The 21,875-nt window shown below is 47.3% G+C and carries 17 protein-coding genes; 7 read left to right on the forward strand and 10 right to left on the reverse strand.

The features are described 5' to 3' along the window. Positions 1 to 259: 259 nt before the first annotated feature. From Q4Q57_RS02785 to Q4Q57_RS02800, 4 genes are all read right to left on the reverse strand, one after another. Positions 260 to 403 carry a hypothetical protein gene (locus tag Q4Q57_RS02785; protein WP_311889644.1) on the reverse strand — a complete coding sequence of 48 codons (144 nt, stop codon included), beginning with the start codon at positions 401 to 403 and terminating at the stop codon, positions 260 to 262. 314 nt (positions 404 to 717) lie between these two features. Continuing rightward, complete coding sequence (locus Q4Q57_RS02790) at positions 718 to 1,500, reverse strand: phosphoadenylyl-sulfate reductase (RefSeq protein WP_311889645.1); 783 nt, start codon at positions 1,498 to 1,500, stop codon at positions 718 to 720. Further along, positions 1,493 to 3,190: an assimilatory sulfite reductase (NADPH) hemoprotein subunit gene (gene cysI, locus Q4Q57_RS02795; RefSeq protein ID WP_311889646.1), complete on the reverse strand. Its 1,698-nt coding sequence runs from the start codon at positions 3,188 to 3,190 to the stop codon at positions 1,493 to 1,495. The genes Q4Q57_RS02790 and cysI overlap by 8 nt, the downstream gene beginning before the upstream one ends. Before the next feature lie 99 nt (positions 3,191 to 3,289). Next, positions 3,290 to 5,089 carry an assimilatory sulfite reductase (NADPH) flavoprotein subunit gene (locus Q4Q57_RS02800; protein ID WP_311889647.1) on the reverse strand — a complete coding sequence of 600 codons (1,800 nt, stop codon included), beginning with the start codon at positions 5,087 to 5,089 and terminating at the stop codon, positions 3,290 to 3,292. Positions 5,090 to 5,508: 419 nt separating this feature from the next. On the opposite strand from Q4Q57_RS02800, the gene Q4Q57_RS02805 reads away from it, so the two are divergent. The 3 genes from Q4Q57_RS02805 (at position 5,509) to Q4Q57_RS02815 (ending at position 9,131) form a co-directional block, all read left to right on the forward strand. After that, a complete protein-coding gene (locus Q4Q57_RS02805; protein WP_311889648.1) occupies positions 5,509 to 7,035 on the forward strand; it encodes a Re/Si-specific NAD(P)(+) transhydrogenase subunit alpha in 1,527 nt (508 codons plus the stop codon). An 11-nt stretch (positions 7,036 to 7,046) separates the two neighbouring features. After that, positions 7,047 to 8,531 carry a Re/Si-specific NAD(P)(+) transhydrogenase subunit beta gene (pntB, locus tag Q4Q57_RS02810; RefSeq protein WP_006085934.1) on the forward strand — a complete coding sequence of 495 codons (1,485 nt, stop codon included), beginning with the start codon at positions 7,047 to 7,049 and terminating at the stop codon, positions 8,529 to 8,531. A 219-nt stretch (positions 8,532 to 8,750) separates the two neighbouring features. Continuing rightward, complete coding sequence (locus Q4Q57_RS02815; RefSeq protein WP_311889649.1) at positions 8,751 to 9,131, forward strand: hypothetical protein; 381 nt, start codon at positions 8,751 to 8,753, stop codon at positions 9,129 to 9,131. A gap of 197 nt (positions 9,132 to 9,328) precedes the next feature. On the opposite strand, the gene Q4Q57_RS02820 is transcribed toward Q4Q57_RS02815, so the two are convergent. The 4 genes from Q4Q57_RS02820 to hldE form a co-directional block, all read right to left on the reverse strand. Continuing rightward, positions 9,329 to 9,913 (reverse strand): hypothetical protein, encoded by a 585-nt coding sequence (locus tag Q4Q57_RS02820; protein ID WP_311889650.1) that lies wholly within the window; start codon positions 9,911 to 9,913, stop codon positions 9,329 to 9,331. Between the two features lie 155 nt (positions 9,914 to 10,068). Next, positions 10,069 to 10,548, reverse strand: coding sequence for a TetR family transcriptional regulator (locus tag Q4Q57_RS02825; protein ID WP_006082899.1), 480 nt, complete (start codon positions 10,546 to 10,548; stop codon positions 10,069 to 10,071). A 151-nt stretch (positions 10,549 to 10,699) separates the two neighbouring features. Then, positions 10,700 to 11,527, reverse strand: a complete 828-nt coding sequence (locus tag Q4Q57_RS02830; RefSeq protein WP_311889651.1) for a hypothetical protein — start codon at positions 11,525 to 11,527, stop codon at positions 10,700 to 10,702. After that, positions 11,524 to 12,954, reverse strand: a complete 1,431-nt coding sequence (hldE, locus tag Q4Q57_RS02835) for a bifunctional D-glycero-beta-D-manno-heptose-7-phosphate kinase/D-glycero-beta-D-manno-heptose 1-phosphate adenylyltransferase HldE (protein WP_006085938.1) — start codon at positions 12,952 to 12,954, stop codon at positions 11,524 to 11,526. The genes Q4Q57_RS02830 and hldE overlap by 4 nt, the downstream gene beginning before the upstream one ends. Positions 12,955 to 13,057: 103 nt before the next feature. Here hldE and Q4Q57_RS02840 point away from each other — a divergent pair, with 103 nt between their 5' ends. Continuing rightward, the gene (locus Q4Q57_RS02840) at positions 13,058 to 13,984 is read left to right on the forward strand and encodes an LpxL/LpxP family Kdo(2)-lipid IV(A) lauroyl/palmitoleoyl acyltransferase (protein WP_006082902.1); all 927 of its coding nucleotides are present in this window, start codon (positions 13,058 to 13,060) and stop codon (positions 13,982 to 13,984) included. Positions 13,985 to 14,114: 130 nt separating this feature from the next. Here Q4Q57_RS02840 and Q4Q57_RS02845 read toward each other — a convergent pair whose 3' ends face one another. After that, the gene (locus Q4Q57_RS02845; RefSeq protein ID WP_006082903.1) at positions 14,115 to 15,845 is read right to left on the reverse strand and encodes a potassium/proton antiporter; all 1,731 of its coding nucleotides are present in this window, start codon (positions 15,843 to 15,845) and stop codon (positions 14,115 to 14,117) included. Between the two features lie 879 nt (positions 15,846 to 16,724). Between Q4Q57_RS02845 and Q4Q57_RS02850 the strand changes: the two genes are divergently transcribed. After that, complete coding sequence (locus Q4Q57_RS02850; protein WP_311889652.1) at positions 16,725 to 17,639, forward strand: L,D-transpeptidase family protein; 915 nt, start codon at positions 16,725 to 16,727, stop codon at positions 17,637 to 17,639. A 94-nt stretch (positions 17,640 to 17,733) separates the two neighbouring features. On the opposite strand, the gene Q4Q57_RS02855 is transcribed toward Q4Q57_RS02850, so the two are convergent. Further along, positions 17,734 to 18,561 carry a M14 family metallocarboxypeptidase gene (locus Q4Q57_RS02855; RefSeq protein WP_012196740.1) on the reverse strand — a complete coding sequence of 276 codons (828 nt, stop codon included), beginning with the start codon at positions 18,559 to 18,561 and terminating at the stop codon, positions 17,734 to 17,736. A gap of 217 nt (positions 18,562 to 18,778) precedes the next feature. Between Q4Q57_RS02855 and Q4Q57_RS02860 the strand changes: the two genes are divergently transcribed. Both Q4Q57_RS02860 and Q4Q57_RS02865 read left to right on the forward strand, forming a co-directional pair. Beyond that, positions 18,779 to 20,197: a pitrilysin family protein gene (locus Q4Q57_RS02860; protein ID WP_259520734.1), complete on the forward strand. Its 1,419-nt coding sequence runs from the start codon at positions 18,779 to 18,781 to the stop codon at positions 20,195 to 20,197. Continuing rightward, on the forward strand, positions 20,194 to 21,852 hold the full coding sequence (locus Q4Q57_RS02865; protein WP_311889653.1) for an insulinase family protein: 1,659 nt from the start codon (positions 20,194 to 20,196) through the stop codon (positions 21,850 to 21,852). The genes Q4Q57_RS02860 and Q4Q57_RS02865 overlap by 4 nt, the downstream gene beginning before the upstream one ends. Positions 21,853 to 21,875 lie beyond the last annotated feature (23 nt).

A 21,875-nucleotide genomic window follows, 5' to 3' on the forward strand; every position in this document is an offset into this window, starting at 1 on the left:
CCAATCCATTAGGCATTCTTTGCAACACCCAAGGCTTATTAGAAAACCGCCTAAAGCGTTAAGGGAGTTGCGGGTCGATCATGCTACGACAATAGAGGAAACACCAAGGATATCTTACTCGAGAATCAAAGATAGGCAGAGAAATAACCACAATGACAAATCACTATTGAAGATGGCGAGGGCTTGACTTAACTTGACCTCGGCAGCTTTGACGACAGCTGACCGAGGTAATGATGGCTGATTAACGAGGGCTAGCAAGTCAATCAAACTGCTTGATACTCGCAGCTGCGAGTCCGGTTTTCAACGCTTTCACTGCATCCAGTCGAATGATATCAATACACAGCAAACCCAGCCCATAAATACCGATATACAACCACTTAACCTCGAAAAAGACACAAGTCATGTCTATTTCACAGTAAAACCCCTCAAAACCATCTACGGGAACTTCAAAATATAGCTCAGGCTCAATCAATGTGCATAACCCTGTGAGTAAAAATGTACAACATTTTTACTCTTGAAAAAAGCCAGCAACACTAACTCTATGAATATCAATATATCTCACTGAAATGACGCTTAAATGACATCGCTTCACTTTCTCGTCAACCCAGAGTATTAAATTCAACCAAAGACTTATCTAACTGCAATACCCCCCCCCCAATGGTAATTGAGGCGTTTAATATTTTAAATCAATAAGATGACTAAACTTCAATGGGGAAACTAAATTTCGTAGTGCAGACCACACTCACGTTTCAGCCCATTAAAGCGCGTTTCTTCCTCTGTCATGCCTAATTCAAGTGGTTTACTCGAATGGGTATCACCAACAGAAACATAGCCTTGGTCCCAAAGTGGGTGGTACGGCAAGTCAAATTGAGTCAAATATAGGTGCACATCTTTATTCGACCACTCGATAATCGGCAGTAACTTAAAGCGAGTGCCATGAATCGCCAGTATCGGCAGCGCCTCACGGGTGGTGGCTTGGCTACGTCTCAGCCCTGCAAACCAAGTGCCGACGTCAAGCTCGGCTAAGGCGCGTTGCATAGGCTCAACTTTGTTTAAACGGTTGTATTGCTCTAGCCCGTCTATGCCTTGCTCCCACAACTTACCAAAGCGCGCCTCTTGCCAAGCCGAAGTCATCGGCGCCTGATACACTTTTACATTCAGTGACAAACGCTGTGTCAGCTCATCGATAAACTGATAGGTTTCAGGGAACAAATACCCTGTATCCGTTAGGATAACCGGAATATTCGCCTGTGCCTGGCTCACCATATGCAGCATCACAGCGGCTTGAATACCAAAGCTTGATGACAGCGCATGATTACCGGGCAAATAAGTTAAGCCCCACAACACTCGCTCTTGTGCGCTCAATCCGGCTAAGAACTGATTTATGCGTTCAAGCTCTATCGCTTGCTCGGCCTTAGGCGCACTCAATAGCGCCGTTAACTCGGCCGTGCTGACCACAGTCGGCACTGTATCACTGGTTTTTTGTTGATGATCAACCATGAAAATCCTTAGCGGCATCAATCACCGCCTTCACAACGCCCACGCGGACGGTGAAGTTACCAAAGGTTTCGCCTCCATCACGCTCAACGGCGTAGCGGCCAAACAGGGCATCCAATTCGGCGAGAATTTCCGCCTCTTGGATATTTTCTCTGTGCATCTTGTTCAGACGAGTCCCTTCAAAGCTTGCGCCTAAGTACAAGTTGTAACGACCTGGCGCTTTACCCACAAGGCCAATTTCAGCGGCAAATGGACGTGCACAACCGTTTGGACAACCCGTCATCCGCACCACAATCGCTTGCTCAGTGATGCCGTGTTTTGCCTGCAGCGCATCGATGTGATCGATAAACTCAGGAAAATAACGTTCGGCTTCCGCCATCGCTAATGGACACGTCGGCAACGCCACACAGGCAATCGAGTGACCGCGGGTTTGCGTTAACACTTGGCCCAGTAGTCCGTGTTTACGGGCTAAGCCTTCAATCGTGGCTTTATCTTCTGCCGCCACACCTGCGATAATCATGTTTTGATTCGAGGTCATGCGGAAATCGCCTTTGTGGATCTTAGCTATTTCACGCAGTCCCGTTTGCAGGGTTTGACCCGGTAAATCTTTAATGCGGCCGCTTTCGATAAATAAGGTTAAATGCCATTTCCCGTCAACACCTTCAACCCAACCATAACGATCGCCGCGATCGCCAATCACTACATCACGCTTAGGCTCAAACTTCACTCCAGCACGCAGTTCGACTTCGGCTTTAAACTGCTCGTAGCCATGGTCGACGATAGTGTATTTAAGGCGTGAACGTTTACGGTTAACACGATTACCCCAGTCGCGTTGCACTGTCATGACAGCTTCGGCAAACTTCATCACGTCTTCAGTTTTGATAAAACCAAAGTCGTCCGCTAGGCGTGGGAAGGTTTCCACTTCGCCATGGGTCGAGCCCATGCCGCCGCCCGCGGTTAAGTTAAAGCCAACCAGCTCGCCGTTTTCGGCAACGGCGATAAAGCCTAAATCATTAGTGTAAACGTCAACATCGTTATCGGGAGGAACCGCAACCGCCATTTTGAACTTACGTGGCAGATAAGTTTTGCCATATACAGGTTCAACGGTTTCATCTTCGGTTGAGAGTAACTTTTCTTCGTCTAACCAAATTTCGGCATAAGCACGCGTGTGTGGCAGCAGATGATCAGACAGTTGTTTCGCCACCGCATAGGCCTGCTCATGCAGTTTCGATTCCACCGGATTAGGATTACACATCACGTTACGATTAACGTCACCACAAGCGGCAATCGAATCCAGCGCTTCACGATCTAAGTCTTGAATAATGGTCTTCAAGTTACGCTTAGGAATACCGTGGTATTGGAAGGTTTGACGGGTCGTCAAACGAATGCTGTTTGAGCTGGTTAAGGTCGACGCAATTTTGTCTACGCCTAACCATTGCTGCGGAGAACAAATACCGCCAGGTACACGGGCACGCAACATAAAGCTATATAAAGGCTCAAGTTTTTGCTCTTTACGCTCGTTACGTAAATCACGGTCATCTTGCTGATAGAAGCCGTGGAATTTGATCAACTGCTGATCGCCGTCACTGAAACTGCCGGTTACCGCAGAATCTAAGCCTTCTTTAATCGTACCGCGCAGGTAATCACTGTCGGTCTTTAGGTATTCGTTTAACGCTAACTTTTGCTCACTCATGGCAACTGCCTCTTCAAATTCGGTTCGCTGACTGCACAGGTCATCACGTGTGCAGCTTTGGCTATTCTTATGCGTTTCTTATATGCGCAACGGTTGAGATTAATACACGTCTTTTTGGTAACGTTTATCGCTGCGCAGTGTTTCAAAGTAGGCTTCAGCCGCTTCGTTATTCAAACCACCGACTTCGACTGCTACCTCTATCAAGGCTTGGTGAACATCTTTGGCCATACGTTCAGCATCACCACAAATGTACAGATGCGCGCCGTTTTGCAACCATTGCCACAGGGCTTGGCCTTGTTCTTTAATACGGTGCTGCACATAAACTTTATGGGCTTGATCGCGTGAGAACGCCACGTCGATACGGCTTAAATCGCCATTTTTCAAATACTGTTGCCACTCAGTTTGATACAAGAAATCCTGCTCAAAGTGTGGATTGCCGAAGAATAACCAGCTATCGCCTTGAATACCTTGGGCAACACGCTCCTGCATAAAGGCACGAAACGGCGCAACACCTGTGCCAGGGCCAACCATGATCACTGGCGTGTCTGGATTCTCAGGTAAACGGAAATGCTTATTCGACTCAACATAAACCTTAACCTGAGTGCCTTCCTGCGCAGAGGCTAAGAAGTGTGACGCGCCGCCAAAACGGGCCGCGCCGTGACGCTCATCTTCCACTAACGCTACGGTTAAATGGACTTCGGTTTCCACTTCACTTTGGCTTGAGGCGATAGAGTAAAGTCTTGGGGTTAATGGGCGCAGTAACTCAAGCAATCTTGCCGCGCTTAACGTGACAGCGCTATTTGTTAACGGATACTGGGCGACTAAATCCGCAAATTGATGCTTAAGGATAAAGTGACGCACTTGCTCTTTATCTTCGCTCAATGCCAGCAGTTCAGCGCTGCCGCTCAGTTCGGCCCACGCTTTGACTAATCCAGGATACAACTGAGTCAGCTCTTTCTTCTCAAGCAAAGCTTGCTTAAGGGTCAAGGATTCTGTGCCTAAGGTCACTAACTCATCGGCGGCCAACGACAGACCCACTAAGACTTCATCGACTAACACTTCATTATTGCTAAACCACACACCGAGGGCATCGCCCGCTTGATAGCTTAAGCCTGAATCGCCAAGGTCGATTTCAACATGGCGCACATCTCGGTCTGAACCGCGGCCGGTAATTTTTTGGCTCGCTAGCACTTCAGCGCTATAGGGGTTTTGCTTAGTAAACTCGCTTTCGCCAATCGTTTTAGCGGTACCGATAGATACCACGCTGGCGGACGAGGTTTCGATAAGCGGCTTAACGGCCTCTAATACATCGGCGTGCCACTGACCAGCGGCGGCTTCATAGTCCACATCACATTCAACCAAAGGTAACAATGACTTAGCACCCAGTAGCGCTAAACGAGTACTAAAGTCTTTACCGGTTTGGCAGAAGAATTCATAGCTTGAATCCCCCAGCGCAAGCACTGAGTAATGTAGATTGTCTAACTTAGGCGCACGTTTCGATGCTAAAAACTTATGTAATTCAATCGCGTCATCCGGCGCTTCACCTTCACCATGGGTGCTGACAACCAGCAAGAGCACAGTTTCTTGTTTCAGTTGGCGAACATTGTATTCGCCCATTGAAGCCAGATTGACCGCATAACCTTGTGCCTGCGCCTTATCGGCGAGCGCTTTGGCAACACCACGGCCATTACCCGTTTGGCTGCCATAGAGAATCGTCACTGTTTGAGCAGTTTGCGCTTCGGTAGCGGGAGCTAGTTGGCCAGCATTGGCGGTGGCAGCAAGATAACCACTCACCCAAGCCAGTTGCACAGCACTTAACTCAGAAGTGAGTTGTTTTAGCTTCTCGACTTGTCCTTGAGACAATGGCGAAGCCAGCGATGAAAGTTCTTTTAACAACATGAGACGGCCCTATGACAGTGTAATGTCCACAAGCTTATCGCGGTTTAAGAAAAGCAAAAAAGAATAAAATCGGATTTTTAATTCCATTTTGGAATATACAAAGTGCAAAATTTAAGCTACAAAAGTGTGCACTGGTTAAAAGTTTTTGATCCGACCAGTGCAGAAACGGCCTGCTTGAGAAATATGCACTTGTGCCAAGCTAAAGTATTGCCACAATGGTCATGAGCCTGTCGAACAGAAATTTCTGTTGCCCACAGAATAGTTTGTTTTTAAAACAAAAAGTGTCCATCCTAGATTGAATGCCCGAACTGACTCGAATCACCAGCCGAGTAATCGCTGGCGATGACAGATTTTGCAGTTGAGTACGATGAAGGAAGCACAGCAGGCGGAACGATTATATAAACCATCAGGGAGAAGTCATGCAGATTGGAATACCGAGAGAAAGTCTCGCCGGTGAAACTAGGGTCGCCGCGACTCCAGCCACCGTCGAGCAGCTTAAAAAACTCGGCTTTGAAGTTGTTATTGAGGCCAATGCGGGTCAACTGTCAAGTTTCGATGATGCAGCCTTTGAAGCTGCAGGCGCGAAAGTGACAACTGACGTTTGGCAAGCCGATCTGATTTTTAAGGTCAATGCGCCAAGCGACGCCGAAATCGAACAAATCAAAGACGGAGCAACTGTCGTCAGCTTTATTTGGCCCGCACAAAACCCTGAGCTGGTTGAGAAGTTAGCTAAACGCAAGATCAACGTGATGGCGATGGACATGGTGCCACGTATCTCCCGTGCCCAGTCACTCGATGCACTCTCCTCTATGGCCAACATTGGCGGTTATCGTGCCGTTGTTGAAGCCGCGCATCAATTTGGCCGTTTCTTTACCGGTCAAATTACCGCTGCCGGTAAAGTGCCGCCCGCTAAAGTGCTAGTGATTGGTGCTGGTGTGGCAGGTCTTGCTGCCATTGGTACTGCTGGTTCGCTTGGCGCCATAGTGCGCGCCTTCGATACGCGCTTAGAAGTGGCCGAGCAAATCGAATCTATGGGCGGCCAGTTCCTTAAACTCGATTTTGGTAACGAAGAAGGTGGCTCATCCGATGGTTATGCTAAAACCATGTCGGATGAATTTATTGCTGCCGAAATGGCGCTGTTTGCTGAGCAAGCCAAAGAAGTCGATATCATCATCACTACGGCGCTGATCCCCGGCCGTCCTGCGCCTAAGCTCATCACTAAAGCGATGGTCGATAGCATGAAGAGCGGCTCAGTGATCGTCGATTTGGCCGCTGCAACTGGCGGTAACTGCGAATACACGCAATCGGGCGAGCTGTTTGTCACTCCTAACGGCGTAAAAGTGATTGGTTATACCGACCTACCCGGTCGTCTGCCGGCGCAATCCTCACAGCTTTACGGCACTAACTTAGTCAACCTGATGAAGTTAATGTGCAAAGAGAAAGACGGCACTGCCAGCATCAACTTCGATGATGTGGTCATGCGCAACATGACTGTGATTAAAGAAGGTGAAGTGACCTTCCCGCCACCACCGATTTCGGTTTCTGCGGCGCCAGCAAAACCTGCCGCAAAAATCGCGCCTAAAGACACCACCCCGAAAGCGCCATCTAAGCTCAAATACGTGCTCGCCGCCTTAGGCGTTGCCGGATTTGCTGCCGTGGCATCGGTTGCACCGCCAGAGTTCCTGTCCCATTTCACGGTATTCTTGCTGTCCTGCGTCGTGGGTTATTATGTGGTGTGGAACGTATCCCACTCACTGCATACGCCTTTGATGTCAGTCACTAACGCGATTTCGGGCATTATCGTGGTCGGCGCCCTACTGCAAATCGGTCAGGGTTCAACTTTGGTCACTGTACTGGCGTTTATCGCTGTGCTGATCGCCAGTATTAACATCTTCGGTGGCTTCACTGTCACTCAGCGCATGCTGAAGATGTTCCGTAAGGATTAAGGGGGTTTAACGTGTCTCAAGGACTGGTAACAGCAGCTTACATTATTGCCGCCATTCTCTTCATCTTCAGTCTCGCGGGACTGTCTAAGCAAGAGACGGCAAAACACGGCAATTTATTCGGTATCTTAGGTATGGCAATTGCCCTACTGGCTACCATTTTCAACCCTGATACTAACGGTATTGCGTGGATCTTAATCGCCATGGTGATTGGCGGCGCGATTGGTATCCGTTTAGCATTAAAAGTCGAAATGACTGAAATGCCTGAACTGGTTGCCATCTTGCACAGCTTCGTCGGTATGGCCGCGGTATTGGTTGGCTTTAACAGCTTTATCGACTTACACCCACAGGAAGTGTCGCAAGTTGTCGTGGCTGTCGGTGGCGATATTAATACGACCCTCGCCGCAGTGCACGATGCTCTAAGTGAAGCGGCCAAAGCCGCCAGCAAAGAACATCTCACTGGCGCCATGCTTAACATTCACTTGGTCGAAGTTTTCCTAGGGATCTTCATCGGTGCGGTCACCTTCACAGGTTCTATCGTGGCCTTTTGCAAGTTACGCGGCGTGATTTCATCTAAACCTTTGATGCTGCCGCATCGCCACAAGTTAAACCTAGTGGCAGTGCTCGTGTCTTTTGCCCTGTTAGTGTACTTCGTCCAAACTGGCGGCACTATGCCAGCACTGCTATTGATGACCTTGATTGCCTTCGCCTTTGGCTGGCATTTAGTCGCATCGATTGGTGGCGCAGATATGCCAGTGGTGGTGTCTATGCTGAACTCCTACTCAGGTTGGGCAGCGGCGGCAGCGGGCTTTATGTTGTCGAACGACCTCTTGATTGTCGTTGGCGCATTAGTGGGTTCATCGGGTGCAATTCTGTCTTACATCATGTGTAAGGCGATGAATCGCTCGTTTATTTCTGTAATCGCTGGTGGCTTTGGCACAGATGGTGTGGCCTCGACTGCCGATGAAGAAATGGGCGAATACCGTGAAACCAACGCCGAAGATGTGGCGGATATGCTGAAAAATGCCACCTCTGTCATCATCACCCCAGGTTACGGAATGGCAGTGGCACAGGCGCAATATCCTGTCGCTGAAATCACCAAAAGACTCCGCGATCTTGGTGTGAAAGTCCGCTTCGGCATTCACCCTGTTGCAGGCCGTTTACCCGGCCACATGAACGTACTGCTGGCGGAAGCGAAAGTCCCCTACGATATCGTGCTTGAAATGGACGAAATCAACGACGACTTTAACGACACTGACGTAGTACTAGTAATTGGTGCGAACGACACGGTTAACCCTGCGGCAATGGAAGATCCAGGTAGCCCAATCGCAGGCATGCCAGTGCTCGAAGTGTGGAAAGCGCAAAACGTTATCGGCTTTAAACGCTCGATGAACACAGGTTATGCCGGCGTGCAAAACCCACTGTTCTTCAAAGATAATACCCAAATGCTGTTTGGGGATGCCAAGGCCAGTGTCGAAGCGATTTTAAAAGCACTTTGAGTCTGATGTAACTTCAACAGAGTGGCAATCGCTTAGGCGAAACGCCCTGTTTCAATGATAAAAGGGAGCTTAGGCTCCCTTTTCATTTCACATTTCTTTAAGCCTTTTAAGCTAGTCTCCGCGCCCATAGGATGTGAGGCTTTACATGCCCACAATCCCCATCGCTTTCGCAGGTCAAAATGCGAAGTAGAATCTAACGCTATTTGAAGGAAAGAGTGAATGCTACTTGGACTGTTTATCCTGTCTGGCGTATTAATCAAAACCTCATTACTCGGACTTGGCTGGATATCGATTGCCATCGGCCTCAGTGGGTATCTGTTTTGTCGCTGGTTTCATTTCAATTTGGATATCAAACTGATTGGGAAATTTAGACGCCTTTTCATCACAGCTGCGGCTCTGCATCTTCTGGTCTATATCGGCTTAATCACTAAGCTTTTCCTTATCGACAGCTTAGAAGACTTGCCCACATTTCTGATAAGTCACTTAGTGTTTCACCACATCATCAGCGCTGCTATTGCTGCCGCATTAACCTTCTTGGCGATTCGCATCTATCTACAACAGCAAAAATTAACTCAAGCCTATCGACAGGAATTAAGCTAACTCAACATGGTTTTGATGACAAATGCAGACGAATAAAAGCTGGCTAGATTCATCATTAGCTTAAGTGCCATAAAATACTGGGGGACTAAAGCAGATCATGCAGAAGTCTTGTCAGCAACACTGAATTCATCAATGGATTCAAACATCAGGGATAAGAATGACCCCTGATGTTTGGGGGGGAGCTAAGCCAAGATACGTTAGTCGACGGCAATATCGTTATCTTTAAGCTCTTTTGACAGGGTTTCATAATTCGTTTTGAGTTTTGGCAAAGTATCTTCTTTGATTTTACTCAATACATTTTGCAACTGATCCTTACCGTAAGAAACGCTATAGTGACGGGTTTCAATATTGCTAATGATCTTCTCAGACTCTAAATACAAACGACGAATATCAGACAAAATATCACTCGGTGTTTCTAGCGCATTGGCAGAATAGCGCATGTTATCCCAGACAAATAATCCCATCTGCGGATGCATTTTCACTAAACTATTACTACTCACAGTCTCAACTGTGTCAGCGTAATGACTCAAGATTTCAACATTGTCACTCACTTCATCATATAGGGCATGACGCAGATGATAGTTATTCTGCATATTGCTCAGGGCATCAAATTTAATTGCCTGTGACAACCCTTCCTGCGCGGCTAAATACACACCGACAACCGTCGCAATGATCATAAAGATCTGACTCACCCAAAAACTGGTTTTGATGAGCTCTGTATTATCGAGCTTGATGTTACGTTTGGGAGCATCGGCGGCATTAGAGTTGGGTGTCATGTCCATATGTTTATCCTGTCAAATCAAGAGTAAAGGCGGTATAACGCAATAGAGGGCATATCTTACACGACTAAAGAATGAGTTTCCTCAGTAAAAATCACGATTTTTACTGATAAAAAAGGAGCCATAAGGCTCCATTTTTATATTAATTGGTCAGTCTATTATGCAGCTTTTGCCACATCGAAATTGGACAACAACATCACAGCAGTACGGCCTAATAAGTGGTTGATCGTGCGATCGCCCGCTAAGCCTAACTCAGCAATCGCTTGCTGACGTGCTGTGCTCACCGCTCTAAAGAGGGTGATCTCATTGTTGGCACCACCACAAAGACTAAAGAACAGTCTCAATACTGCGCGGTAATGCTCTTCCTGCATAGCCTGCATCCATGATGTTTCTAATGCCTCTTGGCTAGAAAAATCCAGAGCCGCAACAAATAGATTACCAATACGGCTATCTAAGCGAACGAGAAAATCGCTCTTGCGTGGAAAATGGTGGCTAATACCTGTGCGGCTAATCCCCGTTGCTTCAGATAACGTGGTATAAGACATAGTCTCAAAGCCGATAGTCAAAATTTGTCTTAACGCTTCATCCATAATCTGATTTATGGTTTGCTCAGTTTGTACTCGCGAGCGCTTAGCCATAGTAAAGTCTCCCCTCTTATTTTTAGGGAGAAAGCTTACCAAAGCCGCTCAGGGATTACTGCTGTTCACTCGGCTGCAACCAGCGTATTTCGCTTTTGTTCAGCTAGGGTTCAGTTTAAAACAGGCTTAAACATAGAGTTCATTAACACCTTCATAACATTGAATTTTGTACCAACCAGTTATGCGCTTTTTCCTCGCCCATGAGTAAAACGAAGGTGGGTTGTAGATAATGTCCAAGTTCGGCTTTTCGCCAAAATAGATATTCAGGAAGGGGTTGCAACACACTCGCGCCAAAAGTGCGTTGCATTAAGCTCGAATACTCGCCTAATAACCTCGGCGCTAATTGCTCGGCTTTAGGATAAAAATCCGCCAAAAAATCCCGATAATCGGCAAAACTCGCCACGTGAGCCACCTTATAGTGGTGCAACACTTGTATCAGCATAGGCGAACTCCAATGCGACAAGTATTGCGGACTTGTTAACGCATCGAGATTGCGTCTATGGTATTGCTGCCATGCCAAGGCAAAATCACCTCGCTCCCGCGCGATACGCCAAACCAGATAAATATCGGCTAGCCATTCATGCTGATATGCGCTCAATTGAGTCGGTAATACTGTGCCTTGTAGGGCGAGGTTCTCTAAATGACCGAGCTCATGCCATAGGGTTAATTGCGGCTGTTCGAGCAAAGGTAATTGATAAGTCACGAGATCGACACTGGCTAACTGCACTTGCGGCGACTGCAACTCGTTGACTAAGACTAGGCCCGCAATCTTATTGTCATCGACGGGCATGACCATGGCGCCTCGCTGGCCTAAATCGCGCCTAAATTGATCTAACGTGGCGGGCAGCTGCGCCAACACTTGCTTAGGCAATAATGCCAAGCAAGTGCCCAGCTCTGGTAAAGGGCAAATCAAAGCCTGCTTATCGGCAATGGGCGTCCAAGACAAGCTAGATGCGAATACCAGAGCAACTAAGCTCACTGATTAGCCATGATATTTTGAATAATCGCCGTGGTTGAAATACCATCCTCAAAGCCCAGCACTTGCACTTGACCTCCGGCGGCAATCACTTCAGCGCCGCCTGCGATATCTTCAAGCTTATAGTCGCCGCCTTTAACCAGTAGATTTGGCAGCAGTCTAGTGATAATGCGCTGCGGCGTATCTTCACTAAAAGGCACCACCCAATCGACAGAGGCTAAGCCCGCTAACACGGCCATACGGCGATCAACCTGATTGACCGGACGACCATCACCCTTGAGGCGTTTAACCGAGGCATCATCGTTTACTGCAACAATCAAACGATCGCCTAAGGCTTTGGCTTGTTTGAGGTAACTCACGTGGCCCGCATGCAAAATATCAAAGCAACCATTGGTCATCACCACACGCTCACCGCGCAGTTTGGCCTGCTCTAGGGCATAGGCGAGTTGATCTTCACTCACCACCCCAAAACCCGATTCTCCATGATGCAAAGCTAGAGCTTCGATAAGTTCAATGCGGCTCACGGTAGAAGTGCCAAGTTTACCGACCACCACGCCAGCGGCGGTGTTCGCAATTGCGCAAGCCTGCGGTAAATCGGCGCCCGCGGCTAATGAGGTTGCTAAGGCAGAAATCACAGTATCGCCAGCACCCGTCACGTCATAGACTTCACGGGCAACGGTAGGAATGTGCAGCTCGGGCGCATTGGCAGTCACTAAGGTCATGCCCTTTTCAGAGCGGGTAACTAAGATGGCATCAAAATGATGTTGCTTAAGTAAACCACGGGCTTTTTCCAGCAGATCCGCTTCTGAGGTCACAGTGCCAACAACGGCTTCAAACTCGCTCATATTCGGGGTGATCAATGACGCGCCCTGATAACGGCCAAAGTCACTGCCCTTAGGATCGACTAACACCATCACACCTTTTGCGCGGGCAAGCGCAATGAAATCACGCGGCTGATCGATAGCGCCCTTCGCATAATCTGACAACACCACCACATCGACGGAATCGAGTAAGGCCTCTGATTGCTTGAGCAAACGCACACTATCGGCCTTGTCGAAGGCTTCTTCGAAATCGAGTCGGATCAATTGCTGGTTGCGTGATAACACCCGCAACTTAGTGATGGTTGGCTTGTCTGCAATGGTTAACCATTGGGGTTCAACCCCTAAGGTTTGCACGCCAAGCGTTAAGGCATGGGCGGTATCGTCTTGACCGACGAGCCCAGCAAGTTGGACTTGACCACCTAAGGTCGCGATATTGAGCGCCACGTTGGCCGCGCCGCCGGGTCTGTCTTCGACTTGATTAATCTTCACCACAGGTACGGGGGCTTCGGGGGAGATACGTCCCGTTGGGCCAACCCAATAGCGGTCTAACATCACATCGCCGACGACTAACACTCTGGCTTTTTCAAATGCTGGCAGAGAAACCTTCATAGTGCTCTTATCTTTATGCAGAAATTAAACCGTGATTGTACCTAATTTTCAGTAAAAATTGAGTTAGAATAAGCAGTAATTTTCAAAAGTAGTGAGTATTTTTGTGGTCGAGAAAGCCGAGTTTTCATCTTCTTTATATCATCCTAAGCATTGGCCCATGTGGTTTGGCGTATTCTTGATGCGCTTAACTCAGCTTCTACCGCTCTCATGGCAGATGAAACTGGGTAAAGGTTTAGGTCGCTTAGTGATGAAATTTGCTGGCAGTCGCACTCATACGGCGCGCCGTAACTTGGCCCTCTGTTTCCCTGAAATGTCAGAAGCACAGCGAGAAGCCCTACTCACGCGTAACTTTGAAGAAACAGGCAAAGCCATTTTCGATACCATCAATGCATGGTGGTGGTCCGATGAAAAAGTGCAGCAACACATGAGCATCACAGGCAAAGAACACGTGCAAGACACCCTCGATGCTGGCCACGGCGTTATCCTGTTTGCAGTGCATTGTTTACCGCTGGAAATGGGCGCACGTATTTTCGGCCAATTCCAACCCGGCGTGGGGGTTTATCGCCCACACAACAATCCTGTGATGGAATACCTCCAAGTTAAAGGCCGTTTACGCTCGAATAAAGGTCTCGTTTCTAAACGCGACTTGCGCCAAATGGTGCGCTGCCTACGTAATCCCGATGTGATTTGGTACACGGCCGATCAAGACTTTGGCCGATCAAGCGCGGTATTTATCCCGTTTTATGCCATGCCAGATGCGGCAACTATTACGGGGGCCACCACGTTAGCCAAACTCGGCAAAGCCAAAGTCTTACCCTTTTTTGTGGAACGTACTGAAGGTGATGAGGGCTATCGGATTGAAGTGATGCCACCGCTGGATAATTTCCCCGGCGAAGATGAATTAGCCGATGCCATTCGCGGTAACAAGATTATCGAATCCATCATAGATAAAAACCGCGCCCAATATATGTGGTTGCATCGCCGCTTTAAAACCCGTCCAGATCCAACGGACAAGTCGTTATATCAATAAACTCAATTAGCTTTGAGTACAAAAATGCCAGCAAATAAGCTGGCATTTTTTATGGTGACTTTCGATTACAATTGTCGATGACAACTTTCAACTTCAACTCTCTATGGCAAGAAGCATCTAGCCCATGAGATTACAGCGAATGCTCGGTCGGTAAACGAATACCCACGTTAGTGACTTTGCCTTCATACAGCCCCGCCACCACCCAATGCAGCGATTGCCATTGGAACTGATCGCCCAGCACAGGATTAGCGCCAAGCTGTGACACTACCAGATCGGCGACTGTCATATCATCGGCGAGATTATCTAAACTCAAGCCATAAATTGGTGCGAGATCTGCAAGCTTAACATCTGTTTCAATAAAGAAATCACCGAAGAAACGTTGTACTTCTTTATTTTCAGGCGCTTGGCTAAAGAGGTTACTTAAGGCTTCTAAACTTTTCTCCTGACCCAGCACACAGAGTATATCTCCCGCTTCGAGGCGAGTACTGCCCGATGGATGCAGTAAAGTGTCATTCCTAAATACCGCCGCAATCCGTGTTCCATCAGGCATAGCTAAGCGTTTTAGCGGCTCACCAATACACCACTTACTTTCACTCAAACGATAGACAAACACTTCCCATTCGCTGCTCGGGTAAATTTCAACTCCCGAACGCGAAACGGGCAACGGCTTTGGGGGCAGTTCTACCTTAGCTAAACGCGCCGCAGTGGTCAAAGACGCACCTTGAACCAGTAACGATACTAGTACAACGAAGAAGGCTAAGTTGAAGTACAACTGAGCGCCCGGTAAGCCCGCCATCATAGGGAATACCGCTAAGATGATAGGTACAGCACCGCGTAGTCCTACCCACGAAATAAACCAGCGGTCGCGACTGCTGAAGCTCTTAAAGGGCAATAAACTGATCCACACAGCGACAGGACGAGCGAATAGAATCATCCCAAATGCCAGTGCAAAACCTGGGATCAGGATATCGACTAAATCTGAAGGGGTAAGCAATAACCCTAATACCAAGAACATACCGATTTGGCTGACCCAAGTCATGCCATCCAGTACGTTTAAAATCGCATGACGACCACGGGTCGGCTTATTGCCGAGGAAAAGCCCGACTAAGTAAATCGATAAAATGCCACTGCCGCCGAGTTTGTTAGACGCCGCATAAATAATCAGACCACCGCTTAAGACTAAAATAGAGTACAGGCCGTCGGCTAATTTGCTCAAATTAACCAGCTTCCACAGCATCCAGCCGCCGCCTAAACCTAAGCAAATACCCAGACCAAATTGCTTAATAAAGCTGATAAACATAAAGCTGAAGGACATCTCAGTGTCCACATTGGCGAGAATCGCAATCAGCGTCACGGTTAAAAACACCGCCATAGGGTCGTTACTACCGGACTCGATTTCTAAGGTTGCCCCAACCCGCTCGTTGAGACTGCGCCCTTTCAATAAGGAGAATACTGCGGCGGCATCGGTCGAGCCCACAATCGCCCCCACCAGCAAACCTTGCAACCAATGCAAGTCAAACAGCCATGCGGCCATCATGCCAGTGATACTGGTTGTGATAGCGACGCCAAAGGTCGCTAGCGATAATGCAGGCCACAGCGCCACCCTAAAACTGGCGACACGGGTACGCATACCACCATCGAGTAAGATGATAGCAAGCGCTAAGTTACTGACTAAATAAGCAGTGGAATAATCATCAAACAGTATGCCGCCAGGGCCATCTTCACCAGCCAAAATACCCACGGCAAGGAAGATCAAAAGAATCGGGATACCCAAACGGGAAGACATGGGACTGAGTAAAACACTCACTGCAGTTAGCAAGGCGCCAATCAGAAAAAAACTATTGATGGAATTTGCATCCACAAACGCCTCCTTATACAGGTTGTTTAGTTAAACGATAGACAAATCACCGAGGTTAAAAATGACTCAACTTACAATTTTATGATTTTATATTAGCACAAAAATAGCGAATTATTGGAGCGTTAAATATTAAATTTCAATCATCTACATAGAAAATGCCATAAACGTAACTTTGCATTAACCTTGAGATAAAGGCTAACGTAAAACCTAAAGAACCGCAGAACATTTTCACACGACTTATAAAAATTAAAATAAATGAATATCAGATAGTTAAAAACAACGAACTCAACATAAACTTAAATCATTAAAGCCAAACCAGGCTGATAAACCTGTATAAACTAAGGGTATCATAGTGAATTCTGCACCAGATAAAACAATGTCGAGTGAAACGGCGAATATTCGAACATCACTCTCAAGCTAATTGTTTTCACACTATTTATCTAACAATCAATTCAACTCGGCGGACTTTGTCAGGTTGAGCATCACCTAGTTCAAAAAGTATCTTAAGCAAGTGCACGCACGCTATTTTCTTAAAACCAATCCATTCAGCCATCATTTTTGGCTGAGCGACCATCATAGAAGCACTACAGCACAGTAGCCTAAAACAGGGAATTGCAGCGCATAGGGCGATAAAGTAGGCAGAGGGTTTAACGGTAAGTCTAAATACTGACAACCTCAGTCATCGAAGAAAACCGTTAAAACAAAAATTAAGCGATAAATACGCTGTACGGATCATATTTCAGTTGAAATAATGTCCAAAATAAGGAAGGATGCGAGCTTCGCGCGCCAGTGCATTTTGCTCGTCAAATTGCCGCTCTCGTTTTAACAGAGAAAGCTGCGTTAAACACGCTTTTTTATTAACAGGAATCGTAGTATCCGCTTATGAGTATGCTTCGCACCACAGCTTTATTATTGACTTTGGTTTTCCCTAGTCTGTCCGCTTTAGCAACGGAATATCCTTTACCAGCCGCCCAAAGCAGGCTAATTGGCGAGAACCAGTATTATACGGTTCCAGAGGGTAAACACACTCTCGAAGATATTGCTGCCAAATACCAGCTCGGTCTTAGTAACTTACTCGAAGCTAACCCAGGTGTAGATCCATTTCTGCCAAAGCCAGGTAGCCAACTGTTAATTCCATTACAACTGATCCTGCCTAACGCTCCCCGTGAAGGCATAGTGATCAACGTGGCCGAAATGCGTTTGTATTACTATCCAAAAGGCAAAAAAACAGTTGAAGTCCTGCCTATTGGTATTGGCCAAATTGGTAAAGACACACCAGAAAACTGGGTGACCTCAGTACAACGTAAGCGTGCCAATCCAACTTGGACCCCGACACCGCGCATTCGTAAAGAATATGCTGCTAAGGGTGAAATCCTGCCAGCAGTATGGCCAGCGGGTCCAGACAACCCTATGGGACTGTATGCGCTGTATATCGGCAACTTGTATGCGATTCACGGTACTAACGCGAGTTTCGGTATCGGTTTACGTGTCAGCCAAGGTTGTGTGCGTTTGCGCCACGATGATATCGAGCATCTATTCAAGACTGTACCTGTGGGCACCCGCGTACAATTCGTGAACCAGCCGATTAAAGCAACTGAAGAGCCAGACGGTAAGCGCTACTTAGCCGTGCATCAACCTCTTTCTCGTACTGTGGCTGAGTTTGAATCCAATGAGCCAGTCGCGATTTCATTACCTAGAGATATCGCCAAGTTTATCGCTAAAGCTGACACAAATTCTTCTGTGATCAAAAAGCTGCTCGATGAGCGTACCGGTGTGCCAATGCGAATTAATCAATAATTCACTGGCAAATATCACCTAAAAAAATACCCGCTATCAGCGGGTATTTTTTTGTCATTTATTAGATGATTAAACACCTAATAGAATAACAAGATCAATCACATAATGGTGCACACAGGGCTAAGAAGTGAGTCATAGCAGCACTGTTTGCCAATACGCGTTGGTCGAAGTTTTGCAGCGCTGGTGTTTCGGTACAAGCCCCCACACGGGCACCGCTTCGCACTAAACACGCTTCAAACGACGTATCGAAGTGATTGAAGATTAAGCCATCCTTCACAGGACACGCATCAATCTCGCCATCCTCAGCAATCGGGAAATAACCGCCTAAGGTATCGCGCAAATCGAGGCTAAAGCGTCCTGGCACTTGGCTTGGCTCAAAAGAATACACATAGGCTTCACGGCTCAAGACATCTTCGTGGCAAGTTAAAATACCGTCACGGCAAGCGGCAATCAGTAACTGCGCATGATCTAACAACAACTTACCTTCCACCGACGTATGTTCGTTGGCTTTAGGTTTACCATTCTCAAATACAAAACCGCGATTTGGATTTTCGCCGTACTTGTTAAATCTATGGCCGCGGCTGAATCCGGTTGGATTAACGAGGGGCAATAAACTTAAGTTCACCCGTTCAAATAGGTCTGCTGAAGCTTCACTCAAAAAATGTAGCAAACCCCAAGGGCCTGCAGATTCTTCGCCATGAAATCCTGCGCTGATCAATAAAGAAGGTAAGCCTGACTTAGCGGCGGGAGACTGATACAAGCTAACCTTGTATTTACCGACTTCACCCAAATTCTTCTCAACCATGCCCAAACGGGTCATTTCCTGCTCAAGCAGCAGATAAAAATTATCAATATCAGTGCTTTCACAGTTAAAAATATCGCTTTTCCACTGAAAGGATTCGAACGGGGATCTGCTTACCATATCTTGTACTTATGCCAGAAAAAGAACTGTGCCATCATAGCAGTTCTTTTTAAAAACTGAATGCTATTCAACTGATTTCGATGAAATCCGAGCAGTCGCTAACCACATCGCAATCGGTATCGATACCTGTTGATGGGTTAATCGCCACTTGGTAACGGCATTCAGCTTCGATGAGTTATTTAACGAATTCAAAAAATATGCTCGGCAGGATGCACTTATGAGAACTCACATCGCCTTTTTTATCGCCCTTGCGACCAGTGCTTTTAGCAATTCGCTGCTGGCACAATGCAACGCCGAGCATGATGCACAAGCCTTATACGCGCTCGAAGCGAACCTAAAAATCTACACACTCGAAAATGGCTTGACGGTGCGGTTACTGCCCATGGCTGATAAACAGACAGTCACAATCGCCAGCCAATTTAATTTAGGCGCCCGCAACGAAGCCCAAGGTCAGAGCGGTTATGCCCATCTGTTTGAGCACATGTTATTTAAGGGCAGTGAGAATGCCCCCGGTGATACCTATGCCCAGCAGCTCAGTGCTTTAGGTGCACGTTTTAATGCCAGCACACATTTTGACTACACCAATTACTATGTGACGCTGCCAAGCCCAGCATTAGAACTGGGGCTGTATCTCGAAGCCGACCGCTTTATCCGTCCAAGCCTTAATGCCACTACCGTTAAAAATCAGCAGGAAACCGTACAGCAGGAAATGGCGCAAACCATAGATAATCAGCCCTATGTCCGCAGCGCGATGGCGTTCTTACTCGATCAAGTGCAAGGCACGCCCTATGGCCACGGTATTATTGGTAGTCGCGAAGATATCTTGCAAGCCACACCTGAAAGCCTAACCGCCTTTCACCGTGCTTATTATCGCCCCGACACGATGCAGCTTTCCCTTGTCGGCAAGTTAAGTCCACAAACCCTGCAATGGATTGAGCAAGATTTTGCGACTTGGCCTAAACCAGCGACGACTGAACCTAGATTCACTGAGTTGAACATCCAGCCTAAACAAATGCATGCTGAGTTAGTCGATGAACGCGGACCTTGGCCTGGATTATTGCTCGCTTGGCATACCGTAGGTAAAGATCATCCCGATGCGGCAGCGATTCAACTGCTCGAAGGCTATTTATTTCAAAATACCGCCAGTGCAATCGCTAAACTTAGCCAGCATAATCCCGCGCAGATGCTCAGCTATTCCCTGCCCTTTGAGCTAGAAAATCATGGGATTGCCAATATTGTCTTGGTTCCTCGCGCTCGTACTTCACTCGATGCCTTAGTGGAAAAAGTACTCGGACTTGTCGCACAAACACAGCAAGAGGCTCTGGATGAAACCAGCCTGTGCACACTTAAACAAGTGTGGTTAAACAATCGATTACAACAACTCAGTGATACTCAAACATTAGCCACGCAGCTTTCGGCAACCTCAGTTCAAGATAAAGACCATCCCTTTAGCGCGCAGTGGCAGCGGATTAACGCAGTCACGGCAGGCGATATCCAAAGAGTTGCGGCACAGTATTTTACTCAAAACTATGTACGGGTCGACCTACTGCCACCTTGGTATATTCGCTGGGGAAAAACACTGCTGGAATGGCTGCCTAGTGATATGAGCGACAGCCTAGAGGATGCGGTATTATGATGAATCTAACTGCGACTCATGGACGACCTAAGCAACTACAAAGCTTAATGTGCTGCGTTATGGCGTTATTACTGAGTGCCTGTCAGCAAACGCAAATCGTCTTTACACCGACTGAACCACCGAGCTTAGCGAGCTTCAACACGCCCTATCCTTTAGACAATCATTTACCAGAAAGCGGCATCATCATCCCCGCAACGGATCCAATGTTTAGCGATGAAGTTCATACCGAGTTGGATTTACCCTATCAGTTACATAGACTTGCTTCAGTGCAAAGCAATCATGATCTAAACAGCAATTGTCTAAGCACTCATGCTCTAAGCAGTAACAGTCTAAGCAACAGGATCAGTTTAGCGACGATAAGTCCGCAGGCTCCCTTCAATAATCCCGATATTTTACAGATTGCCTTAAAAGAGAAAGCCCGCGCACTGGCGATTAGCCTCGCAGATCCCTGCCTTGAGACCTTCAGTATTCGCGTCAGCTTGCATAGCATAAATCTAAGCCTCACCTGCCCTGACGATGTTAATCATATCTACGGTTTGCTAGTGCAATTTTGGCAGCCAAATACCTTTGTTGATGCGACAACCGCCCCCGTCGATATTGACAATATTCGCCGTCAACTCAAGCTCAATAAGCACTTGAATGCCTTTAGTGGCGCAGAGATAGATAAACTGTGGCGCGAGAAATTGCTCGGACCTGAACATCCCTACAATAAAGTACTCAATAATGATGCACTGTTCGATTCACTTAACCTAAAGCAGCTGCAACAGATCCAGCAGCAGGCGGCATCGCAAGCACAGTGGCATCTGTTTCTACCCAACTCGCAGGCTAAAAACGCCGAATTTAATCTTCAAGCCAGCATTAAACAGTGGCCTATGTTGACGACATCCTTGCCTAAATCCTTTCCTAAGCCGTCACAGCAAGCCGATAAGCGAGAAACAACCACACCTAAGCAAACCCAAAAGATTTACCTTATCGATGCGCCGGGAAGTGTGCAAACTCAAGTCCGCCTAGGCTATCGCATAGACTATCGCATAGACCATTCCATAAATCATGCCATAGGTCATACCATTGATAGTGAGTTAGGCGATATGTCCGAGACGAGTCAACTCAGTTCACAGGAAGTCGCCTTAAGCTGTCGCAGTTTATCCGCGCTGATGGGACGCAGTTTTTCGGGCAGACTCTATTATGATTTGCGGGAAAAGCGCGGCCTCACCTATGGCATTTACGGTCAATGTGCCAATACACCGCTGTCCAGTAGCATCAAGTTTTACGGCAGTACAGCCATAGAACATACGGGTGCGTTTGTGGTGGGCATACTTGATCACCTCGCGCTCGTTAAAACCCAAAGTGCCAGCCAAGGCGAAATCAATGCACTTAAAACCTATTTGATAGGTGAGGATTTACTCAGCCAAGACAACAGCATTCAGCGTGAAAACCAATATCTCCAACAAGTTGCGACAGGATTAACTCAAGTTGATGTGCAACAGCTAAATGCCGAGTTGCAGGCGCTAACGCCCGCAAGGCTGCAACAGTTAGCCAACGGGGCGTTTAGCGGTGAGCCATTGATTATCTTGCGGGGCGATATCGATAAAATAATCCCAGACTTAACCTCTAAGCTGCCAGAGTGGCAGCTTGAAAGGATCAAGGTGGACTAACTTCTTAAAGTAGAAAAGCAAAA

The sequence above is a fragment of the Shewanella sp. SP2S2-6 genome, from assembly GCF_031931965.1.
Taxonomy (GTDB): Bacteria; Pseudomonadota; Gammaproteobacteria; order Enterobacterales; family Shewanellaceae; genus Shewanella; species Shewanella baltica.

Excerpts from the sequence above, each read along its gene's own strand:
- Q4Q57_RS02785 (WP_311889644.1), bottom strand. The coding sequence starts at position 403 with ATGACTTGTGTCTTTTTCGAGGTTAAGTGGTTGTATATCGGTATTTAT.
- Q4Q57_RS02790 (WP_311889645.1), bottom strand. The coding sequence starts at position 1,500 with ATGGTTGATCATCAACAAAAAACCAGTGATACAGTGCCGACTGTGGTC.
- cysI (WP_311889646.1), bottom strand. The coding sequence starts at position 3,190 with ATGAGTGAGCAAAAGTTAGCGTTAAACGAATACCTAAAGACCGACAGT.
- Q4Q57_RS02800 (WP_311889647.1), bottom strand. The coding sequence starts at position 5,089 with ATGTTGTTAAAAGAACTTTCATCGCTGGCTTCGCCATTGTCTCAAGGA.
- Q4Q57_RS02805 (WP_311889648.1), top strand. The coding sequence starts at position 5,509 with ATGCAGATTGGAATACCGAGAGAAAGTCTCGCCGGTGAAACTAGGGTC.
- Q4Q57_RS02815 (WP_311889649.1), top strand. The coding sequence starts at position 8,751 with ATGCTACTTGGACTGTTTATCCTGTCTGGCGTATTAATCAAAACCTCA.
- Q4Q57_RS02820 (WP_311889650.1), bottom strand. The coding sequence starts at position 9,913 with ATGGACATGACACCCAACTCTAATGCCGCCGATGCTCCCAAACGTAAC.
- Q4Q57_RS02825 (WP_006082899.1), bottom strand. The coding sequence starts at position 10,548 with ATGGCTAAGCGCTCGCGAGTACAAACTGAGCAAACCATAAATCAGATT.
- hldE (WP_006085938.1), bottom strand. The coding sequence starts at position 12,954 with ATGAAGGTTTCTCTGCCAGCATTTGAAAAAGCCAGAGTGTTAGTCGTC.
- Q4Q57_RS02850 (WP_311889652.1), top strand. The coding sequence starts at position 16,725 with ATGAGTATGCTTCGCACCACAGCTTTATTATTGACTTTGGTTTTCCCT.
- Q4Q57_RS02855 (WP_012196740.1), bottom strand. The coding sequence starts at position 18,561 with ATGGTAAGCAGATCCCCGTTCGAATCCTTTCAGTGGAAAAGCGATATT.
- Q4Q57_RS02860 (WP_259520734.1), top strand. The coding sequence starts at position 18,779 with ATGAGAACTCACATCGCCTTTTTTATCGCCCTTGCGACCAGTGCTTTT.
- Q4Q57_RS02865 (WP_311889653.1), top strand. The coding sequence starts at position 20,194 with ATGATGAATCTAACTGCGACTCATGGACGACCTAAGCAACTACAAAGC.